18 protein-coding genes are annotated in these 20,035 nt (G+C 60.3%); 9 read left to right on the top strand and 9 right to left on the bottom strand.

Annotated features, from left to right (window positions below; genetic code table 11):
• Window positions 1-11 precede the first annotated feature (11 nt).
• From ACYZT2_RS04540 to ACYZT2_RS04530, 3 genes are read right to left on the bottom strand one after another with little or no spacing between them, the layout of a single operon-like run.
• Window positions 12-629: a DUF4136 domain-containing protein gene (locus tag ACYZT2_RS04540; protein ID WP_461970488.1), complete on the bottom strand. Its 618-nt coding sequence runs from the start codon at window positions 627-629 to the stop codon at window positions 12-14.
• Between the two features lie 12 nt (window positions 630-641).
• Complete coding sequence (locus tag ACYZT2_RS04535; RefSeq protein ID WP_030128232.1) at window positions 642-1,391, bottom strand: methyltransferase domain-containing protein; 750 nt, start codon at window positions 1,389-1,391, stop codon at window positions 642-644.
• Entirely contained in the window at window positions 1,391-1,693 is a 303-nt protein-coding gene (locus tag ACYZT2_RS04530; RefSeq protein ID WP_461970486.1) for a MazG-like family protein, read from the bottom strand. Before ACYZT2_RS04530 ends, ACYZT2_RS04535 begins: the two co-directional genes overlap by 1 nt.
• Window positions 1,694-1,964: 271 nt before the next feature.
• On the opposite strand from ACYZT2_RS04530, the gene ACYZT2_RS04525 reads away from it, so the two are divergent.
• Together ACYZT2_RS04525 and ACYZT2_RS04520 are read left to right on the top strand one after the other, a co-directional pair.
• Window positions 1,965-2,258, top strand: a complete 294-nt coding sequence (locus ACYZT2_RS04525) for a hypothetical protein (RefSeq protein WP_008011267.1) — start codon at window positions 1,965-1,967, stop codon at window positions 2,256-2,258.
• A 161-nt stretch (window positions 2,259-2,419) separates the two neighbouring features.
• Window positions 2,420-3,760 carry an MATE family efflux transporter gene (locus ACYZT2_RS04520; protein WP_461970484.1) on the top strand — a complete coding sequence of 447 codons (1,341 nt, stop codon included), beginning with the start codon at window positions 2,420-2,422 and terminating at the stop codon, window positions 3,758-3,760.
• 23 nt (window positions 3,761-3,783) lie between these two features.
• Here the strand turns inward: ACYZT2_RS04520 and ACYZT2_RS04515 are convergent, their stop codons facing one another.
• The 6 genes from ACYZT2_RS04515 to ACYZT2_RS04490 all read right to left on the bottom strand — a co-directional run bounded on the left by ACYZT2_RS04515 (window position 3,784) and on the right by ACYZT2_RS04490 (window position 10,465).
• Window positions 3,784-4,581, bottom strand: coding sequence for a DUF4123 domain-containing protein (locus ACYZT2_RS04515; protein ID WP_461970482.1), 798 nt, complete (start codon window positions 4,579-4,581; stop codon window positions 3,784-3,786).
• Entirely contained in the window at window positions 4,578-5,900 is a 1,323-nt protein-coding gene (locus ACYZT2_RS04510) for a contractile injection system protein, VgrG/Pvc8 family (RefSeq protein ID WP_461970480.1), read from the bottom strand. The genes ACYZT2_RS04515 and ACYZT2_RS04510 overlap by 4 nt, the downstream gene beginning before the upstream one ends.
• Window positions 5,901-6,133: 233 nt before the next feature.
• Complete coding sequence (gene speA / locus ACYZT2_RS04505; RefSeq protein WP_007907445.1) at window positions 6,134-8,047, bottom strand: arginine decarboxylase; 1,914 nt, start codon at window positions 8,045-8,047, stop codon at window positions 6,134-6,136.
• A 223-nt stretch (window positions 8,048-8,270) separates the two neighbouring features.
• Window positions 8,271-8,642 (bottom strand): translation initiation factor Sui1, encoded by a 372-nt coding sequence (locus ACYZT2_RS04500; RefSeq protein ID WP_461970478.1) that lies wholly within the window; start codon window positions 8,640-8,642, stop codon window positions 8,271-8,273.
• A 182-nt stretch (window positions 8,643-8,824) separates the two neighbouring features.
• Window positions 8,825-9,382 (bottom strand): NUDIX hydrolase, encoded by a 558-nt coding sequence (locus ACYZT2_RS04495; RefSeq protein ID WP_461972987.1) that lies wholly within the window; start codon window positions 9,380-9,382, stop codon window positions 8,825-8,827.
• 15 nt (window positions 9,383-9,397) lie between these two features.
• Window positions 9,398-10,465, bottom strand: coding sequence for a DUF2333 family protein (locus tag ACYZT2_RS04490; RefSeq protein ID WP_008011254.1), 1,068 nt, complete (start codon window positions 10,463-10,465; stop codon window positions 9,398-9,400).
• A 289-nt stretch (window positions 10,466-10,754) separates the two neighbouring features.
• Here ACYZT2_RS04490 and gcbA point away from each other — a divergent pair, with 289 nt between their 5' ends.
• From gcbA to prmA, 7 genes are all read left to right on the top strand, one after another.
• Entirely contained in the window at window positions 10,755-12,425 is a 1,671-nt protein-coding gene (gene gcbA, locus ACYZT2_RS04485; protein WP_461970476.1) for a diguanylate cyclase GcbA, read from the top strand.
• 48 nt (window positions 12,426-12,473) lie between these two features.
• Window positions 12,474-14,423: a methyl-accepting chemotaxis protein gene (locus ACYZT2_RS04480; protein ID WP_461970474.1), complete on the top strand. Its 1,950-nt coding sequence runs from the start codon at window positions 12,474-12,476 to the stop codon at window positions 14,421-14,423.
• A gap of 176 nt (window positions 14,424-14,599) precedes the next feature.
• Complete coding sequence (locus tag ACYZT2_RS04475) at window positions 14,600-16,339, top strand: protein-disulfide reductase DsbD (protein ID WP_461970472.1); 1,740 nt, start codon at window positions 14,600-14,602, stop codon at window positions 16,337-16,339.
• 132 nt (window positions 16,340-16,471) lie between these two features.
• Window positions 16,472-16,924, top strand: a complete 453-nt coding sequence (gene aroQ / locus ACYZT2_RS04470) for a type II 3-dehydroquinate dehydratase (protein WP_007937215.1) — start codon at window positions 16,472-16,474, stop codon at window positions 16,922-16,924.
• Window positions 16,925-16,972: 48 nt separating this feature from the next.
• The gene (accB, locus tag ACYZT2_RS04465) at window positions 16,973-17,437 is read left to right on the top strand and encodes an acetyl-CoA carboxylase biotin carboxyl carrier protein (protein ID WP_253552104.1); all 465 of its coding nucleotides are present in this window, start codon (window positions 16,973-16,975) and stop codon (window positions 17,435-17,437) included.
• 17 nt (window positions 17,438-17,454) lie between these two features.
• Window positions 17,455-18,813: an acetyl-CoA carboxylase biotin carboxylase subunit gene (gene accC / locus ACYZT2_RS04460; RefSeq protein WP_461970469.1), complete on the top strand. Its 1,359-nt coding sequence runs from the start codon at window positions 17,455-17,457 to the stop codon at window positions 18,811-18,813.
• 326 nt (window positions 18,814-19,139) lie between these two features.
• Complete coding sequence (gene prmA / locus ACYZT2_RS04455; RefSeq protein ID WP_461970467.1) at window positions 19,140-20,018, top strand: 50S ribosomal protein L11 methyltransferase; 879 nt, start codon at window positions 19,140-19,142, stop codon at window positions 20,016-20,018.
• Window positions 20,019-20,035: the final 17 nt, after the last annotated feature.

Raw genomic sequence — 20,035 nt, 5'->3', positions numbered from 1 at the left:
TTTACGGGAAGCTAATTAGGAGGATACGCCGACATAGCCTTTTCGACAGCTTCGCGTATGGCATCGGCACGCTCGCTCTGGCTGCCCTGACTGCTGGTTTCGGCACTGGCACTCCATACCGGCTGGCCGGTGCCTGCGTCGAATAGATCGACGCGCACCACAACGACTTGTACTTGATAAGTGCGGATGACCGGCACCGTGTTGTACATGCCGTAACCGCTGCCATAGCGGTTGTAACCACCGCCGTAATAACCCCCGCCGTAACCATAGTCGTCCTGGACCTGACGCAAGCGGGTTTCCAGATGCAGGTCGGCGCTGACCAACAGGTCCGCCGGGCGGTTGTCGTGCAACGGGCGCAAGCCGCGTTGATCAAGGGCATTACTGACCGCTTCGGCCACCTGCGCCGAGTCTGCCCAGGCCGTGCCCGGTGGCAGGCGCCCGTCGAGCCAGGCCCAGCTGCGATAGCGCCCGTAATCCCGTGGCGCCGCCGGGTAGGCGCTGCGGTCGAAGGTGGTGGCGGCTTGAGGCGGTGCCGGCGGCAAGGGATTGGACGTCGCGACATAAGGGTTGCTGCCCTGACAGGCCGCCAACCCGAGACAGATCACCAGCAACCCTGAACGACTTTTCATTTCGCACTCCGCTCAGATCGGCCGACAGATCCAGTGCAAATAGCGCCCAAGCCCGGCGAAGCTTGGGTGACGGCGGTGAGCCAGTTCCATTTCCAGCAAGTCCGGCAGTTCGACGCGGGCCTGGAATTCCACCGGCATATAGTCGTAAAAAACCCGCACCCCACTCTGGGTTTCGACCTGCCACATGCTCTCAAGTTGCGCCGCCAGTTCCCGTGGATCCAGTGGCTGCTGCGGAGTCAGGCTCTGCTTCTCGCCGGCCATGTCGTTCTTGCGCATCTTGCGGAAATGGCCCTTGAGCAGGTTGCGGTAAATCAACGCATCGCGGTTGTAGAACGCCAGGGACAACCAGCCGTCCGGCTTCGTCAACTGATGCAATACCGGCAAAATCGCATGGGGTTCGGCCAGCCATTCCAGCACGGCGTGGCACAGCACCAGATCGTAGGGCTCGGTGAGCTGACCGAGCAGATCCTGCCACGGCGCCTGGATGAACGTCGCCGTCTGCCCCGCTTCGGCGAAGCGCTGGCGGGCGCCTTCAAGCATCGGTTCGGCAGGCTCGGCGAGGGTCACCTGATGACCGCGCTCGGCCAGCCACAACGACATGTGGCCCAGGCCAGCGCCGATGTCCAGGACGCGCAACGGGCGGTCCGGCAAGGTTTCGGCCAGGTCGGCCTGCAGCACCGCGAGCCGGATCGCACCTTTGGCGCCCCCGTAGATTTTTTCGGCGAAGCGAGTCGCCAGCTGATCGAAATGACGGTCGCTCATCAGCTGAACCGCCGTTCGCTGTCCGCGAGTTTGCTGCGCACCACTTCATTCATGTCCAACCCCAACTCGCTGCATAGCAGTAGTAGATACAGCACGATGTCGCCGATTTCCTGCCCGGCATGGGCGAGTTTGTCTGCCGACAACTGACGCGACTGGTCTTCGGTCAGCCACTGGAAAATCTCCACCAGCTCGGACATTTCCACGCTCGCGGCCATGGCCAGATTTTTCGGGCTGTGAAATTGCCGCCAGTCATTGCGGTCGCGAATGGCGTGCAGGCGTTCGGTCAGTTCAACAAGGTTCATCGGGCTCTCCTGAAGGCGTATAGCTTCAGGGGGATGGAGGGTGAAGGCAAGTGACAACGGTTGAGCAACAGGAGCGATTTTTTGTGGGAGCGAGCCTGCTCGCGAATGCGCGCTGATATTCAACGTAGATGTAGGCTGACAGATCATCGCGAGCAGGCTCGCTCCCACAGGGATAGCGCAACCCTCTATGATTGTGGGGAACCCGGGAGCACGACCGATTGCCCAAGGCTCGGATCCGGCAACCACGCCACTACTCCATCAGGACGTACACATGCAGGTAGAAAGCTTTTTCGAATGGCTCGGCCAGATAATCGGTTCGGCCATCCGGTTCATCATCGATGCCCTCAGTGGTCTGTTCAATCTGTTGAGCAACGCTGGCAGTAATTTTGTCGAAGGGTTGGCCCAGGCGCTGGGCATGGACACTTCGATCGTCAGCATCATCACACTGATCATCGGGCTGATGCTGCTGTGGGCGGCGATCCGCGCCTTCATGAACGCGTCGATCATCATGGGGATTATCTGGTTGTTGCTGGGGTTGTGGTTGCTGAGCTGGATCGTGCACTAACGCCATCCCTCCTGTGGGAGCGAGCCTGCTCGCGATGGGGTAGCGTCAGGCGCCATCAATATCGACTGGACGGGCGCTTTCGCGAGCAGGCTCGCTCCCACAATGGATCGATGTAGATTGCGAATGTGTCGATACAATGCAGGCGCCCCCAAGGAGCCTGCATGTCCAACCTGATTGCCGACTGGCGCGACCGTCCGACCCATCGTCGAGTCTGGTCGCTTGCCGCCCCGATGATTCTCTCCAATATTTCCGTACCGTTGGTGGCGCTGGTCGACAGTACCGTCGTCGGCCACCTGCCCCATGCTCATCAGCTCGGTGCTGTCGCGGTGGGCGCCAGTCTGTATACCTTTCTCGCGTGGGCCATGGGCTTTCTGCGCATGGGCTCCACCGGGTTCGCCGCCCAGGCTGCCGGGCGCGGGGATGGCGCAGCGTTGCGGCAGATTTTGCTTCAGGGTCTGTTGTTGGCCATGGGCCTGGCTATTTTGTTGGGCGCATTGGGCGTGCCGTTGAGCGGGGTCGCGTTGCACTTCATGCAACCGTCGGCGGAGCTGGATCAGCTCACCCGCGAGTTCTTCCACACGCGGCTGTTCGGCTTGCCGGCGGCGCTGACCAGCTACGCGCTGGTGGGCTGGTTCCTCGGCACCCAGAACGCTCGGGCTCCGCTGGCGATTCTGCTGAGCACCAACCTGGTCAATATCGCGTTGAACCTGTGGTTCGTGCTTGGCTTGGATTGGGCCGTGGTCGGCGCGGCGCGGGCCTCGGTGATTGCCGAGTGGACCGGCGCACTGATCGGCCTGTTCATGACCCGCAAAGCCCTGCGCGCCTACCCCGGCCACATCGCCTGGGCCGCGCTGGCGTTGTGGCAGAGCTGGCGCCCATTGCTGGCGGTCAATCGCGACATCTTCATCCGCAGCCTGGCGTTGCAGTCGGTGTTTTTCCTGATCACCGTGCAAGGCGCGCGGCTGGGCGATGCCACGGTCGCCGCCAACGCATTACTGCTCAACGGCCTGCTGCTGACCGCCCATGCGCTGGACGGTCTGGCCCACGCAGTCGAAGCCCTGTGCGGACACGCCATCGGTGCTCGCGACCGAGAGGCCCTGCGCCGCTCATTGGTTGTGGCGTGCGGCTGGTCATTGCTGGCGAGTCTGGGGTTTGCCTTGCTGTTTCTGTTCGCCGGGCACCTGTTCATCGAGATGCAGACCGACATCCAGAGCGTGCGCGACACCGCCTTCCTTTACCTGCCTTACCTCGCGGTGCTGCCGCTGATTGCCGTCTGGAGTTACCTGCTCGACGGCCTGTTCATCGGCGCCACCCGCGCCCGGGAAATGCGCAACGGCATGCTGCTGACGGTGATCCTGCTGCTGCCCTTCGCCTGGGCGCTGCAAGGCTTGGGCAATCATGGATTGTGGATAACCTTCCTGTTGTTCATGTTGCTGCGCAGCCTGACCCTTGGCGCGTTCGCCTGGTATTTGCGCAAGCACGACAGCTGGCTAAAAGGATGACGAGGGGCCGGCCTTCACCACGTTCAGGGTTGATCGCTCCGCCACAGGTTGCGCAGGCTATCGAGACGCTCCTGCTGGGTGGCTCCCGACAACGGCTGCCCGGCCACTGCGTCGGGATGCTGCAAGCGCAGCCATAACCAGCCATCGAGCACCGTGCGCTCGCTGAAACCCAGCGCCAGCCCTTCCAGCAGGTAAGCCCACAAGCTGTTGTAGTCGATGTTGGTGGATCGGCTCCAGCGCCAGGCGTGTTGTTCCAGCAGGCAGGTTTGCAAGGTGTCTCGCTGACGCACACTGAGGTTTTCTTCGATGGCCAGCGGCCGGACGGCAAGCCGCGGATTGAACAACTGCTGCCAGCCTTGACAGCCAATGGCCCGGTCGGCCCATGTGCCACCGAACCAGCGCAACTGATCGATCGGACCGAGCCAGCGACTCAGCTCCTGTGCATCGCAGGCATCGAAAAAATAACTCGCCGTGTGTGGATTGTAGTAACTCAACAAGGCCCGGTGATGCAGACCCAAAGTGGCTGTGAGCATGCGTCGCAAATGCTCCAGCAGCTGCGATGGCGATGCTTCACTAACCAGCAGCAACCCGCTCCAGGTACATGGCGCACTTTGGCACAGCTCGGCCAGTGCCGGGCATTCGCGTAGGTCGACCAACACCGGCCCGTGCTCACGCAAGGGGTGAAATTCGGTGCCTTCGAACAGGCGGAACCATCGGGCATGAGCAAACTGTTGCCGCAAATTCGCACCGGCCTGAGGCACGCCCGGTACATCGAGCAACAACCATTGCGGGGTCGGGTCGACCGCTTGAGCGGCGATCATGCCGCACCGCTCTGGCCGAGCTGCATCGCCGCCCGACAGGTACAAAAGGACTGCGCGCAATGACTGAAACTGCCGCCCCCGGGTAGCAAGCACAGGAGCACCAAGGGCTCGCTGGATTGCAGCAAGCCCAGCAAGCCCTCGAGCACCGGGCTGACATCAGTCGTCAAGGAGGGTTGCAGGTCGGGTATGACTGCCTGTGCGCTCGACGTTGCGCCGGGAAGAAATCCGCTGATCAAGGGCTGATCCGGATCGCCTTCGATAAAGCTCACCAGCACCTGCACCCCTTCACTCAACGGCAGTGTGCCTGCGCCTTCCAGCTCGGGAGCCAACGGCAACCAGCAGTGGCTGGGCGCTGCTCCCTCCCCCTGGTAAAGCCAGTCAAACTGCACGGCAACCGGTCTGGACAGATCCGGTTGAGACTCATCGACCTCGACCACCCACGCCCGCTGCAGGCTGTGCATCCTGGGTTTCATGACCGAATGAGCGGCCACCAAAGGCACTTCCTGCACAATGGCGCGCAGTTGATTGCTATAAGGAAGCCCCGGTTCCTGCCCCCCTTGATGCTCGACATGAGTCAGTAGCCAGAGACGATTCCAGTCCACACACGGATGGCCGGACAGCGGCATCAGTTGGCCGCTGCGCAGGGCCGCCAGATTAGTCTGGCCTTCGGCGATTTGCCCGCAGCCGTACAGCTTGAACTGGTGCACCCCGGGTCGTTCGTGCTCACCCTCGAAGACGCTCTCTTCGCCACGGCTGAACTGCCCCAGGCCCTCGCCGAAAACCAGACAGTGTCCGCGTGCGCAGTGTTCGAAGTAGTAGTGAAGCCGTTCCTGTGCGCACAGACGCTGGAGAAATTGCAGGTCTGATTCTCGGTACTGCGTGCAGAAATCACGGGACGGGTAATCGCCGCTCAGGTCAAAGCGCCGATCCTTGCCCGCTATACCGTGCTCCTTGAGCACCTGAGCGAGAATCTCCGGCACCGAGCGCTGGCTGAAGATTCGCTGATTGAAGCGTTGGGCCAGACACGCCAGCCTGGGTCCCAGACGCACACGACATAATCTGGGTTCACCGCCATGGCCGAGTTGCATGAGGCCAAGCAGCTGCCCGTGAATACCCTGCCCTGGGGGCCCGAAGTGCAAAAAGGCTGCGCGATATAGCAGGCTGGCGAGGTCGAGCGTTGGGTCATCGTTCAGCAGTTCCACGTCGAACACAAAGGGCTCGCTGATCGCTTCACTACCGGTAAAGGCCAAGACCTCAAAGGAGTCGGGCAGACCCGCTATATCCAGACGAAATGACGGCTCGTTGACTGGATCGAACATCGGCGATTCTCTACAGGAGGGGCGGCCGGGGATTCTCGCTGAGAGACATGGCCGAGTAGAGTGCCGAAATACAACTTAGGAAATGACCTACGTGAAAAGAAGACCACATCGCTTGGATAGCCCGGTGCGTGGTTCATTTCGCTTGAAAAAAGAGAAGCCCCGCACCGGGCCATCTGAAATTTCCCCAACGAATGGAGAATTTTCAGACAACCCGATGAGAACGGAGCCTTACCTCAAGAAGACAGGTAAGACGAACGGGTCAGACCCAGACGCAAGGCGTCGAGGAACTGGGTGCGCTCGGCGGCGCTGATGCGGGCACTGGCGCACTTGTCGCGGTAGTGGGTCATCAACTCTTCCGGCGACAAGTGCACGTAACGCAGCATGTCTTCGATGGTGTCGTGGGTTTCGATACCGGCGTGGTACACGCTGCCATCGGCGTTCTGGTAGATGTTCACCGAGTCGGTGTCACCGAACAGGTTGTGCATGTCGCCGAGAATTTCCTGGTAGGCACCCACCAGGAAGATCCCCAGCAGATAGTCTTCGCCTTCGTTCAAACCGTGCACCGGCAAGCTGGTCTCGATGCTCTGCTCATCGACGTACTGCTTGATCTTGCCGTCGGAGTCGCAGGTCAGGTCTTGCAGCACCGCACGGCGCAGTGGCTCTTCGTCGAGACGGTGCAGCGGCAAAATCGGCAGGACCTGGCCGATGGCCCAGGTGTCCGGCAGGCTCTGAAATACCGAGAAGTTGCAGATGTACTTGTCGGCCAGCTTGTCGTTGAGTTCGTCGAGCACCTGACGGTGGGAACGCTGACGGGCCTTCAATGAGTTGTGCAGGCGGCGGCAAACGGCGAAGTAGCATTGCTCGGCCAAGGCTTTTTGCGCCAGGGTCAGCTTGCCATCGGCGTATTGAGTGGCCACGTCGCTCATGTAGTGCGTGGCCCGCCAGTAGGTTTCGGTGACCATTTCGATGTCGGTGGGGCCGAGCAGGTCAACCAGCCACTGCACGGTTTCCGGCAGCTCTTCCTTGTTATCGATCTTCGGCACGTCGTCGTTGTGTTTCTCGACGTCGGTTACCTGAACCACCAGCATGGCGTGGTGGGCGGTCAGGGAGCGGCCGCTTTCAGAGAAGATGTTCGGATGCGGCAAGCTCTGCGCGTCGCAGAACTCCTTGAGCATCCCGACCACGACACCGGCGTAATCGTCCATGTCGTAGTTGATCGAACTGGCGTTACGCGAGTGGGTACCGTCGTAGTCCACGCCCAAACCGCCGCCGACGTCGATGTGATCCACGGGCAGGCCAAGGTTGCGCAGCTCGCCGTAGTAACGGATCGCTTCCTTGAAACCATGCTGGTAGTCCGCCAGGTTGGCGATCTGCGAACCCATGTGGAAGTGCAGCAGGCGAATGCCCTGATCCAGGCCAGCCGCGCGGAAACGCTCGACCACCGACAGCAGTTGCGCCGCCGACAGGCCGAACTTGGATTTTTCACCGCCGGTGTCTGCCCATTTGCTCGACGCCAGGGACGACAGACGCACGCGCAGGCCGACCTGCGGCTTGACCTTGAGCGACGCCGCTTCTTCGATCACCAGACCGACTTCGGATTCTTTCTCGATCACGATGAACACGTTGTGACCGAGCTTCTGGCCCATCAGCGCCAGACGGATGAACTCGCGGTCCTTGTAACCGTTGCAGACGATGGTGCCGCCCTTCGGCGCCAGCGCCAGTACCGCCAGCAGTTCCGGCTTGGAGCCGGCTTCCAGACCGATGGAAACGTCCTGGGTAGCGATGATGTTTTCGATCACCGCTTCTTGCTGGTTGACCTTGATCGGATACAGCGCGGTGTACTTGCTCTGGTATTCCAGGCGCTCGATGTTGGCGTCGAACGCACCGGTCAGCTGACGCACGCGGTCTTGCAGGATGTCAGGGAAACGCACCAGCAACGGCAAGGACAAACCGCTTTTGCGCAGTTGGTCGACTTGCTCGAAGAGGTCGATAGGCGAACTGGTCGGACCGTTCGGACGAACTTCGACGCGACCGGCGTCATTGATCGCGAAATACCCGGCCCCCCAATGGCGAATCCCGTAAACACTGCGGCTGTCCGCAACTGTCCATTGGCTGCCATCGTCTTTGCGTGTGCGTCGTACGGACATTGAAGTCCCCTATAAAGAAGTCATAGAGCGTCGCCTGGGTTCAGGCCGGCGCAGTCTAAAGAATGAAAATGACGATTAGCCTGCATGCAAGGGGCATAGACCTCGCATTCAGCGCTGAGTTTAGAAACCGGTCAGAACAGGCTCTGTGAAAACCATGTAGACGACGCCAGGCCAGAGTTGAATCGGGACCGGATCAAGCCGAGGGTGGTTTTCACAGAGGCTGCTAGCCGCCGGACTTCTTCGCTTTGAAACCGTGTTTGATCAGCTCGGCCAAGAGTAGCTCGACATGATCACCCTGGATTTCGATGATTCCGTCTTTCAACGCCCCACCGGTCCCGCAACGTTTTTTCAACGTCGTGGCCAGATCTTTCAGCGCCTCTTCGGCCAACGGCACGCCAGTGATGGTGGTCACCGTCTTGCCGCCACGACCCTTGCTTTCGCGACGCACGCGAGCAATGCCGTCGCCAGCCAGGATAACGGTCTGTTTGCAGATGCAGGCATCCACCGGTTTACTGCAATCCGGGCAATGACGACCTGCGTCGGTGGAAAATACCAGGCCACCAAGGGCGGCGAAGGATGCGGCTTTTTTGGCCACCGGCAATCCTCTTGGGAGGACAAAGACTGGTCGCGGCAACCCGGGAGGGTGCCATCGACCGCGAAGCCCCACTCAGGCAGGGGCAGCGCTACTGAACCGTTACAACACCCCCGGTTCAGTTTGAAAAGGTCGCGCAGTGTAACGGCAAAAAGCCGACTTGCTAAGAGCCAATCGGCGCCAATTTATAGCTCTTTTGCGACGTTATTCCCTTGGGCCCGAAGATAGCGCTGCAAGGCCGCCAGAGAGTCCGGGCAATAAGGCTTCTGCGTGATTTCCAGCAGGACCTGATCGATCGGCATGAAGCGCGCTTCAAGCACTTCTTCCGGCTGCAGGATCAACGGGCCGTCCCATACCGCCGAAAACGCCGAACACCAGAGTCGATTGCCGGTGTCCTCGAAGAAAAAGTGATCATGGGCGGTCAGTTCCACACCGCTCACGCCCAATTCCTCTTCCAGCTCACGGGCCGCCGATTCGGCGTAAGTCTCGGTGGCCAACACCATGCCGCCGGCCGCCACGTCCCAGTAACCGGGGTATATCGCTTTGCTCAGGGTGCGCCGGTGTACGCACAGCTCACCGGCAGAATTGAACAGCATGATGTAGGTGCCGCGCCCGATCAGCTCGCGTTCGCGCAGGTCGGAGCGGACCAGAGCGCCGAGCAGGTTGTCCTGCTCGTCGACCCAGGCGATTTGTTCGGCATCGGAAGCCGCGCGATGGGCGGCCTCCCGCATGCTATCGACCAAGTTATCGGCCATGACTCAGCCCTGATTGAGCAGTTGACGCAAATCGATCACCGCGGCGTTGGCCCGAGAAATGTAGTTGGCCATGACCAGCGAGTGATTGGCCAACACACCGAAGCCGCTGCCGTTGAGGATCATCGGGCTCCAGACCGGCTCTTGCGAGGCTTCCAGCTCACGAATGATCTGACGCACGCTGACCGTGGCGTTCTTCTTCGCCAGCACATCGGCGAAATCGACTTCGATGGCACGCAGCAGGTGGGACAACGCCCACGCCTGACCGCGGGCTTCGTAGAACACGTTATCGATCTGCAGCCACGGGGTTTCGACGACTTCTTCGTCAACCTGTGGCACCTGACCGAGCGCCGGCACTTCGGTTTTCAGCGCAGTGTTGAGCTTGACCCGGCCAACACTGGCCGACAGCCGTTGCGACAGCGAACCCAGACGGGTTCCGACATCACCCAGCCAGTTGTTCAGGTTGTCGGCGCGGGCATAGAACAGCGCACTTTTCTGGTCAGGCCCCGACAGACGCGCCTGATAACGGCTCAGGGAGTTGATGCCTTCCTGGTACTCGGATTCACTGGAGGGCAGCACCCAGCTTTTGTTGTCGAAGTTGAAACGCGGCTCGGCCTTGGCCAGGTCAGCGTCTTCGGCGGACTGCGACTGGGAACGGGCGAAGTCTTTACGCAGCGCACGACTCAGGTCACGGACCTGGACCAGCACGCCATATTCCCAGCTCGGCATGTTGTCCATCCACAGGCCCGGCGGGAAACGGTCGTTGGAAATATAGCCACCCGGTTTGGTCAGCAAGGTGCCGGCGACGGTCTTGAGGGTTTCCACCGTGGTGTACCCAACGACCATCTGCTTGCCTTCTTTCTCGGCCGCCACTTGGGCATTCTGCTGAACCGGGAACAGCGCCGGCTCCTGGCTCCAGTACCAGCCCAGCGCGATCGCCACCAACAGGTAAAGAACAATCAGAGTAGCCAGCGCCCGGCTGAACAGCAGGCCGCCAAAATAACTGCGGGTGGCCGATTTCGGTTCAGCGGCACGCTCAGGCGCGCTGCCTGTGCGGTTCTTCCAGTCCAGCATGGCGGTATCCTTTCAATCACTTGAGTTCATCGGTTCGACCACAACCCTACGCCATCGTGCGTCATTTGCCGCGCATTAAATCCTGCGAGACACAGCGAGCCACATAATGACCGCGATCGAGCTGCCACTATAGATGAAGCACAGCGTTGAGCCTATGCGACCAGTCGGTCATAAACTGAATGAAGTCGCTTTGCAGATTATTGACGTACGACACTCATGCAATCGAAAAGAGGTGCTAGCATAGAGCCACCAGTCGATCTCAGCATGCACCCTAACTAGTAGTCAGGATATGACCGAGCCAGAAGACCCCAGCCGTGAGCGCCTCAAGCACCACTTTGCCCAGCGGGTAATTCATCAGGCACGTCAAATTCTTGAGATATGGCAACGCCTGCAACGCAACGAATGGTCCACCAGCGACTTGTCGGAACTGAGTGAAGCCAATCTGCGCCTGCTGCGTTTTGCCGAACGTTTCGAGCAACCGGAACACACCCAGCTGGCGCGCCACATCGGCCAGTCGCTGGAAGCGGTCGATGCCAATCGCGGACGCCTGAGTAGCGGACTGATCACTGACCTCAATCGTCTGATGCAGCGCCTGTCCCGCACCGGCTTGCGTCATGGCGATCAGCTCGAACAAACCTTCCTGCCGCCGCTGCGCAAGCCGATCTACGTGATGCTGCAGGATCACGACCGGGCCGAGCGGCTGGCCAAGCAACTTGAATTTTTCGGGCTCAGCGCTCAATCCCTCGACAGTGTCGCCGCGTTCCGCTCCTCGATGGTCGAGCGTCTACCGGCGGCGATTGTCATGGACGTCGATTTCAGTGGCGCCGGCATCGGCCTGAAACTGGCGGCCGAAGCCCAGGAAGGCCTCGATCAGCCCTTGCCGCTGTTGTTTTTCAGCCTGCACGAAACCGATACTCCGACCCGCCTCGCCGCCGTGCGTGCCGGCGGCCAGGAATTTCTCACCGGCACTCTTGAAGCCTCGAGCCTGCTGGAAAAAATCGAAGTCCTGACCTGCGTCGCCCAGTACGAACCTTATAAAGTGCTGATCATCGACGACTCCCGCGCTCAGGCATTACATACCGAACGTCTGCTCAACAGCGCCGGGATCGTCACGCGGACCTTGATCGAACCGATCCAGGCCATGGCCGAACTGGCGGATTTCCAGCCGGACCTGATCATCCTCGACATGTATATGCCGGCCTGCACCGGTACCGAACTGGCCAAGGTGATCCGCCATAACGACCGCTATGTCAGCGTGCCGATCATTTATCTGTCGGCCGAAGACGACCTGGACAAGCAGCTCGACGCCATGAGCGAGGGCGGCGACGACTTCCTGACCAAGCCGATCAAGCCACGACACCTGATCACTACCGTGCGCAACCGCGCGGCGCGGGCGCGCAATCTGAAAGCGCGGATGGTGCGCGACAGCCTGACCGGTTTGTACAACCACACCCACATTCTGCAATTGCTCGAAGACTGTTCGTTCCGCGCCCGCCGCGAAAACAAGCCACTGAGTTTTGCGATGCTCGACATTGACCACTTCAAACGGGTAAACGACAGCCACGGCCACCCCATGGGCGACCGCGTGATCAAGAGCCTGGCGCTGTTTCTCAAGCAACGGTTGCGCAAGACCGACTTCATCGGTCGCTACGGCGGTGAAGAATTCGCCATCGTCATGCCGGACACAGATATCGAATCGGCCTACAAGGTGCTCGATGAAATCCGTCAGCGCTTCTCCGAAATTCACTACCCCGCTCAACCTCAAGACCTTTGGTGCACTTTCAGCGCCGGCGTCGTCGAACTGCGCGAAGACTCTGACAGCCTGCTGATGGCCAGCCAGGCGGACGAAGCGCTGTACCGTGCGAAGAACGCCGGACGTAACCGCGTACAAGCCGCGCGGGAGTCAAAGCAAAGTGCCACTTTTTCATCGGAATCGACCCATTTGGTCATAACTCTGTAACAGAAACGCAATAACTTCAGGCACTTACCATTCTGCCGTTGGTAGACCATGATGCGCCTGAAGCTGTTGACCAATCTCAATACCCTCCTTCTGGTTGCCGTTTGTGTGGCCCTTGGCGCCACGCTCTGGTGGTCGCAAAAAGCCCTGGAACGCCCCTATCTGTTGATGGAGCGTTATCTGGGCCTGTCTCAGCAGTTTCAAAATGAAGTGGCGCGCAACGTCGAGGATTACCTGGCCAGCGGCAATGCCCTGCGCCTGAGCAACGCCAGCCAGGCCCTCGACGCCTTGCAAAAGGAGCTCGATGAGTTGCCACCGACATTGGCCCAGACCTTGCGCCCCAGCCTGTCGAATTTGGCTGAATTCAGCAAAACCGACCTGCTGGCCGCCGGCAAACTCGCTGGCGACCCGCAAGCACTGCTGCTGCAAGCCGAACGCGAACTCGGTGCCAGCCTCGATCAGCTCAGCCAATACGCCAGCGGCAACGCGGCATATTTGACGCCCTTGCTCACTGCGTCCCAGCACTTGGGCAAACTGTCTCTGGCTCGGGACAAATTGGTCAGCAGTGGTCGCAGCGAACTGGCCACCGATGTCGAACGCGAAGTCGCCAACATCCGCACTCAAGCCGAGCAACTGGACGCTTTACCGCTGCTTGGTGTGATCGCCAGCACTGAATCGAACACCGATGATTTCGCCGCGATGATGGGTTTGGATAACACCGAGAAAGCCGTCGCTGAAGATGCCGGCGTCGGTCTCAAGCGCGAACTCAACAGCCTGCTCACCCGCTACCCTTCGGAACTGGCGCGCACTCGCGAACAGATCCAGAAACGCGCTGACCTCAGCACCGCGACTCATCTGAAAATCGCCGCCGTGCAGCAGTCCATCGCCGGGCTGGAACCGGTGGTGCGCGCCCAGCACGGGCAGATCCAGAGCGAAGTGCGGCTGATGCAAGGGGTGATGATCGGGCTGATTCTGCTGATCGCATTGCTCATCGATACCTTGCAGCGACGTCTGGCCCGAACCCTGACAAACCTTGCCCCGGCGCTGTCGACCTGGGCCGAAGGTGACTTCAGCCGCGACATTCAACTGGGCGCGACCAACCGCGAACTGCTTGACATTCAAGCCTCGCTCAATCGCTTGCGCGCCTATCTGGTCGACCTGGTAGGCACCATTCGCCTCAACGCCGAGCAAGTCGCCGGCAGCAGCCGAACGTTGGCCGAATTGAGCAATGACCTGCACAGCAGCGCCGAGCATCAGGCTGGCGACACCGCGTTGATCCGCGACTCTCTTGGTGAACTCGAGGCGACGATTCAACAAGTCGCCGGTGATGCCAGCCAGGCTGCCGACGCCAGCCGCCATGCCGGACTGGCGGTGGAACACGGTCAGAAAGTGATCGGCCTGAGCCTCACCGGGCTGCATGCGCTGGTGGATGAAGTGCAAGGCAACGCGCAGATGATCGAACATCTGGCCGAGGAGTCAGCGACCATCGGCGGTGTGCTGACGGTGATCCGCTCGATAGCCGACCAAACCAACCTGCTGGCCCTGAATGCCGCCATCGAAGCGGCCCGCGCCGGGGAGATGGGCCGAGGGTTTGCGGTAGTCGCCGAAGAGGTTCGCTCACTGGCGCAACGTACTGCCGGGGCCACGGCCGAGATCCAGACGCTGATCGCCGGCCTGCAAACCGCCGCGCGGCAATCAGTCGAAGGCATGCGTGCTCAGGTCGAACATGCCGAAGCCACGGCCAATCAGGCTCAGGCAGCTGACGGGGCGCTGGATAAAATCGTCGGGGCGATCCAGACCATTTCCGACACCGCCGTGCGCATCGCCGATGTCACTGCCCAGCAGAGCGGCGCTGTCAGCGAAATCCGCGATCACAGTGAGCGGATTCACCAATTGGGTGGGGATAACTTACTGCGCATTGGCGAGGGGCGTGAGCAAGGGGAGAATTTGTTAGTGCTGGGTGGACGGTTGCACACAGCAGTCCAAGCCTTCCGCGTCTGACAAACCGCCCCGTTCCCGTAGGAGCGAGGCTTGCCCGCGAAGAACAATTACACAGTCCCCTGTTAAACCGCATTATCGTTCTTCGCGGGCAAGCCTCGCTCCTACAGGATGGGGTTACGAGGCAACACGCCTCGCTGTCCGCTATCATGCCCACACTTTCGATACGCGAGATTGTCATGCGCCGTTTGCTCTGCCTGCTGTTTTTAGTGCTCGCCCTGCCGGCCTCTGCCGCCGGGTTGCTGGACAGTCGGCCCAGTTCCACGCTGGGTTCGATCAACAACAGCGCTGATTTCCTGCCGGTGCGCGAAGCCTTTAAGTTGAGCCTGGTAGAAAGTACGCCACTATCAATCAAGCTGCGCTTCGTTGCCACCGAGGGTTACTACCTCTATCGCCATCGCTTCCAGTTTCGCGCCGACCCGGCCGACATTGGTCTCGGCGCGGCGCAACTGCCCAAGGGCGAACAAAAGCACGATGAGTTCTTCGGCGATGTCGAGGTTTACCACGGCATTCTCGATATAGAACTGCCGCGCACCGATTCCCGCGCCTTTACGCTGGCCGTGACCTATCAGGGCTGTGCCGACAAAGGCCTGTGTTACCCGCCCGAGACCGAACGCCTGAGTATTGATGGCAGCGGCGCCGCGACCACATCCTGGAGCTGGCGCGAACTGGCGTTGTTTTTCCTCGCAGGTGTTGGCCTGACCTTCACCCCCTGCGTGCTGCCAATGCTGCCGATCCTCTCCGGGGTGGTTCTTCGTGGGCAGGTCGGTGGGTTACGCGGCTTTAATCTGTCGCTGGCTTACGTACTGCCGATGGCTGTCTGTTTCGCCCTGCTCGGTGCCTTGATGGGAATGTTCGGCGCGCAGCTCAATCTTCAGGCACGCTTGCAATCGGCCTGGGTGCTGGTGCCGTTCGCGATGTTTTTCGCGGTATTTGCCCTGGCCATGTTTGGCGTCTTCGAACTGAAACTGCCCCACGCCATCAGCAGCCGCCTGGACCGGATTGCCGGACGTGCCGAGGGTGGTTCGTTGTGGGGCGCGGCGGTGCTGGGCGTGGTGTCGAGCCTGCTGGTTTCGCCGTGTGTATCGGCGCCACTGGCCGGCGCGCTGCTGTACATCAGCGCCAGCGGCGACGCTCTGGGCGGCGGCTTGAAACTGTTCATGCTCGGCCTGGGCATGGGCGCGCCGCTGTTGCTGGTGGCGACCGGTGGCGCGGCCTGGCTGCCGAAAAGCGGTCCGTGGCTGATCTACGTGAAAAACGCGATTGGGGTGCTCCTGCTGGGGCTGGCGATTGCTTTGCTCAGTCGGGTATTGCCGGGCCAGATCACCTTGCTGTTGATCGGCTTGCTCGCCGGTGGCGTCGGGTTGTTCATGGGCGCTCTGGAATTCGTCTATAAACCGCCGAGAAAACGCCTGGGGCAATTGCTCGGGATGTTCCTGCTGTTTTATGCCCTGGCCTGTTGGTACGGCGCCTTCAGCGGCCAAACCGATCCGTTCAACCCCATTGGTCAACCGCGTAATGTCGCGAGCAACAGTCAACCGCAAATCGTCGGCAACTGGCAAACCATTACCACTCCAGCCGAATTGGACCGCGTCCTCGCCGAAGCCAAATCCTCCGGTACGCCGCTGCTGCTCGACTGGTACGCCGACTGGTGCATCAGCTGCAAAGTCATCGAACACGAAGTTCTCAACGATGCCACTGTCGTCGAACGCCTCAAAGGCTATCGATTGATCCGTTTCGACATCACCGCCAGCAACGCCGAACAACGCGCCCTGCTCGACCGCTACAAGCTGTTCGGTCCTCCGGCGCTGATGTTTTTTGGCAAAGATGGGGTAGAACGTGCCGATGTGCGGGTGATCGGTGAGATCAGCGCGAAGAACTTCGCCGAACGTGTTGCGAAAGCAAATGACCAGATTTAATGACCCGGTCACATATTTCTCGTAAACATCGGCCATCGTGCTGGCTATTGCATAGAACTGGACAGTCACAAAGGCTTTGCGGCATAGTCGCCGGGTTCTGACAATTGCACACAGATGACAAAGGAGCAGCAGATGGCGACCCTATTGGTTTTACACGGCCCCAACCTGAACCTGCTCGGCACCCGGGAACCGGGCGTCTATGGTGCTACGACACTGGCGCAGATCAATCAGGATCTGGAACAGCGGGCGCGCAATGCCGGCCACCATTTGCTCTACCTGCAAAGCAACGCCGAGTATGAATTGATCGATCGCATCCACGCTGCTCGCGGCGAAGGTGTGGACTTCATTCTGATCAATCCAGCAGCTTTTACACATACAAGTGTCGCATTACGTGACGCGCTGCTGGCAGTGAGCATCCCATTCATCGAAGTGCATTTGTCTAACGTGCACAAACGCGAACCTTTCCGCCATCACTCTTACTTCTCCGACGTTGCGGTGGGAGTGATCTGCGGCCTTGGCGCCAGCGGTTATCGACTGGCCCTGGAGGCCGCACTAGAGCAGCTTGAAAGACAGGCAACGGCTTGAACAACAAGCGTTAAACGCCCCTGACCGACCCTTGGGAGTTGATGATTCATGGATATCCGTAAAGTTAAGAAACTGATCGAATTGCTGGAAGAGTCCGGTATCGACGAGCTCGAGATCAAGGAAGGCGAAGAGTCCGTACGCATCAGCCGTCACAGCAAGACGCCGGCTCAGCAGTACTACGCTCCCGCTCCTATGCATGCTCCGGCGCCGGCGCCTGTCGCCGCTGCTGCCCCGGTTGCTGCCGCTGCTCCTGCAGCTCCGGCCGCGCCTGTGCTGAACGGCAACGTTGCCCGTTCGCCGATGGTCGGCACTTTCTATCGCAAATCTTCGCCGTCCTCGCCGTCCTTCGTTGAAGTCGGCCAGACCGTGAAGAAAGGCGACACTCTGTGCATCGTCGAAGCCATGAAGATGATGAACCACATCGAAGCTGAAGCCAGCGGTGTGATCGAATCCATCCTCGTCGAAGACGGCCAGCCGGTTGAGTACGACCAACCGCTGTTCACCATCGTTTGAACCGCGGAGAAACTTTGATGACTGCGAAGTTGGAAAAAGTTCTGATCGCCAACCGCGGTGAGATTGCCCTGCGGATTCTGCGTGCCTGCAAAGAGATGGGCATCAAGACTGTCGCCGTTTACTCCAAGGCCGACAAAGAGCTGATGCACCTGGGCCTGGCAGACGAATCCGTCTGCATCGGTCCGGCCTCGGCCGCGCACTCTTACCTGCACATCCCGGCCATCATCGCCGCCGCTGAAGTGACTGGCGCTACCGCCATCCACCCAGGCTACGGTTTCCTTGCGGAAAACGCCGACTTTGCCGAACAGGTCGAGAACTCCGGCTTCGCCTTCATTGGCCCGAAAGCCGAGACCATCCGCCTGATGGGCGACAAGGTATCGGCCAAGCACGCCATGATCGCTGCCGGCGTTCCAACCGTTCCGGGTTCCGACGGCCCACTGCCTGAAGACGAAGAAACCGCTCTGCGCATCGGTCGCGAAGTCGGTTATCCGGTGATCATCAAAGCCGCTGGCGGCGGTGGTGGTCGCGGCATGCGCGTAGTTCACAAGGAAGAAGACCTGATCTCCTCGGCGAAACTGACCCGCTCCGAAGCGGGCGCAGCGTTCGGCAACCCGATGGTCTATCTGGAAAAATTCCTGACCAACCCACGTCACGTGGAAGTTCAGGTGCTTTCCGATGGCCAGGGCCATGCGATTCATCTGGGTGACCGCGATTGCTCGCTGCAACGTCGCCACCAGAAGGTTCTCGAAGAAGCGCCGGCACCGGGCATCGACGAGAACGCGCGCGAGGAAGTCCTCGCACGCTGTGTCAGGGCTTGTATCGACATTGGCTACCGTGGCGCTGGCACGTTCGAGTTCCTGTACGAAAACGGCCACTTCTACTTCATCGAGATGAATACTCGTGTCCAGGTAGAGCACCCGGTTTCGGAAATGGTCACCGGCATCGACATCGTCAAGGAGATGCTCAGCATCGCCGCTGGCAACAAGTTGTCGTACACCCAGAATGACGTCGTTATCCGCGGCCACGCGCTGGAATGCCGGATCAACGCCGAAGACCCGAAAACCTTCATGCCTAGCCCAGGCACGGTCAAGCATTTCCACGCTCCAGGCGGCAACGGCGTTCGCGTCGATTCGCACCTGTACAGTGGCTATGCCGTTCCGCCGAACTACGATTCGTTGATCGGCAAGCTGATCACCTACGGCGCAACCCGTGACGAAGCCATGGCGCGGATGCGCAATGCGCTGGACGAAATCGTTGTCGACGGGATCAAGACCAACATCCCGCTGCACCGCGATCTGGTCCGTGATGCTGGTTTCTGCAAAGGTGGTGTGAACATTCACTACCTCGAGCACAAGCTGGCTGGCGAAAAGCATTAAGCTGTGATCCATACCGACAAAGCCGCTTTCGAGCGGCTTTGTTGTTTCTGGGGATTGCTGCACGCAAAACCCTTGTGGCGAGGGAGCTTGCTCCCGCTCGGTTGCGTAGCGACCGCAAGACCATTCAACTGCGCGGTATCAGACAGATCCGGCTCGGCCATTTTGGGACCGCTTCGCGCTCCAGCGGGAGCAAGCTCCCTCGCCACAGGTATTGGATGACTCCCGATGCGTGGCTACCCGGTCGTCTTCTGCCTCGCGCTCGCGTAAACTTGCGCGCTTCTCGCAGCCCGCCAGGCTGCAATCAATATTTTTCAAAGGTGCCCGCCATGCCTTGGCTGCAAGTCCGTCTCGCCATCAGCCCAGAACAAGCCGAAACCTACGAAGACGCTTTCCTTGAAGTGGGCGCCGTGTCGGTGACTTTCATGGACGCCGAAGATCAGCCGATTTTCGAGCCGGAACTCAATACCACCCCGCTGTGGTCGCACACGCACCTGCTGGCGCTGTTCGAAGGCGGCACCGAAGCCGCCAGCGTGCTGGCCCATCTCGAGCTGCTGACCGGCAGCCCGCTGCCCGAGCATCACAGCGAAGTCATCGAAGACCAGGACTGGGAACGCAGCTGGATGGACGGTTTCCAGCCGATGCGTTTCGGCCAGCGCCTGTGGATCGTCCCGAGCTGGCACGCCGCGCCTGAGCCGGACGCGGTGAACCTGCTGCTGGATCCGGGCCTGGCGTTCGGCACTGGCACTCACCCGACCACCGCGCTGTGCCTGGAATGGCTCGACGGTCAGGACCTGAAAAATTGCAATGTGCTCGACTTCGGTTGCGGCTCGGGGATTCTGGCGATTGCCGCGCTGTTGCTGGGCGCCAAGCAAGCCGTCGGCACCGACATCGACGTGCAGGCGCTGGAAGCCTCCCGCGACAATGCCGGGCGCAACAACATTGCTGACGAACACTTCCCGCTGTATCTGCCGCAAGACCTGCCACAGGTTCAGGCCGACGTGCTGGTCGCCAACATTCTTGCCGGCCCGCTGGTTTCGCTGGCGCCGCAACTGTCCAGCCTGGTCAAGCCAGGCGGTCGTTTGGCATTGTCGGGCATCCTCGCCGAACAAGGTGAGGAAGTCGCTGCGGCCTACGCCCAGGACTTTGATCTGGACCCGATTGCCAATCGCGACGGCTGGGTACGCATTACTGGCCGTCGGCGCTAGAATGAGCGCCTGCATAA

The organism is Pseudomonas sp. MDT1-85 (genome assembly GCF_054898065.1).
The sequence above is the reverse complement of the archived record's forward strand: the minus strand, read 5'-3'. Positions and strand labels throughout refer to the sequence as shown.

Excerpts from the sequence above, each read along its gene's own strand:
- ACYZT2_RS04525 (WP_008011267.1), top strand. The coding sequence starts at position 1,965 with ATGCAGGTAGAAAGCTTTTTCGAATGGCTCGGCCAGATAATCGGTTCG.
- ACYZT2_RS04520 (WP_461970484.1), top strand. The coding sequence starts at position 2,420 with ATGTCCAACCTGATTGCCGACTGGCGCGACCGTCCGACCCATCGTCGA.
- ACYZT2_RS04535 (WP_030128232.1), bottom strand. The coding sequence starts at position 1,391 with ATGAGCGACCGTCATTTCGATCAGCTGGCGACTCGCTTCGCCGAAAAA.
- speA (WP_007907445.1), bottom strand. The coding sequence starts at position 8,047 with ATGTCCGTACGACGCACACGCAAAGACGATGGCAGCCAATGGACAGTT.
- ACYZT2_RS04490 (WP_008011254.1), bottom strand. The coding sequence starts at position 10,465 with ATGCTGGACTGGAAGAACCGCACAGGCAGCGCGCCTGAGCGTGCCGCT.
- accB (WP_253552104.1), top strand. The coding sequence starts at position 16,973 with ATGGATATCCGTAAAGTTAAGAAACTGATCGAATTGCTGGAAGAGTCC.
- ACYZT2_RS04510 (WP_461970480.1), bottom strand. The coding sequence starts at position 5,900 with ATGTTCGATCCAGTCAACGAGCCGTCATTTCGTCTGGATATAGCGGGT.
- ACYZT2_RS04540 (WP_461970488.1), bottom strand. The coding sequence starts at position 629 with ATGAAAAGTCGTTCAGGGTTGCTGGTGATCTGTCTCGGGTTGGCGGCC.
- aroQ (WP_007937215.1), top strand. The coding sequence starts at position 16,472 with ATGGCGACCCTATTGGTTTTACACGGCCCCAACCTGAACCTGCTCGGC.
- ACYZT2_RS04475 (WP_461970472.1), top strand. The coding sequence starts at position 14,600 with ATGCGCCGTTTGCTCTGCCTGCTGTTTTTAGTGCTCGCCCTGCCGGCC.
- ACYZT2_RS04515 (WP_461970482.1), bottom strand. The coding sequence starts at position 4,581 with ATGATCGCCGCTCAAGCGGTCGACCCGACCCCGCAATGGTTGTTGCTC.
- ACYZT2_RS04530 (WP_461970486.1), bottom strand. The coding sequence starts at position 1,693 with ATGAACCTTGTTGAACTGACCGAACGCCTGCACGCCATTCGCGACCGC.
- ACYZT2_RS04480 (WP_461970474.1), top strand. The coding sequence starts at position 12,474 with ATGATGCGCCTGAAGCTGTTGACCAATCTCAATACCCTCCTTCTGGTT.
- gcbA (WP_461970476.1), top strand. The coding sequence starts at position 10,755 with ATGACCGAGCCAGAAGACCCCAGCCGTGAGCGCCTCAAGCACCACTTT.
- prmA (WP_461970467.1), top strand. The coding sequence starts at position 19,140 with ATGCCTTGGCTGCAAGTCCGTCTCGCCATCAGCCCAGAACAAGCCGAA.
- accC (WP_461970469.1), top strand. The coding sequence starts at position 17,455 with ATGACTGCGAAGTTGGAAAAAGTTCTGATCGCCAACCGCGGTGAGATT.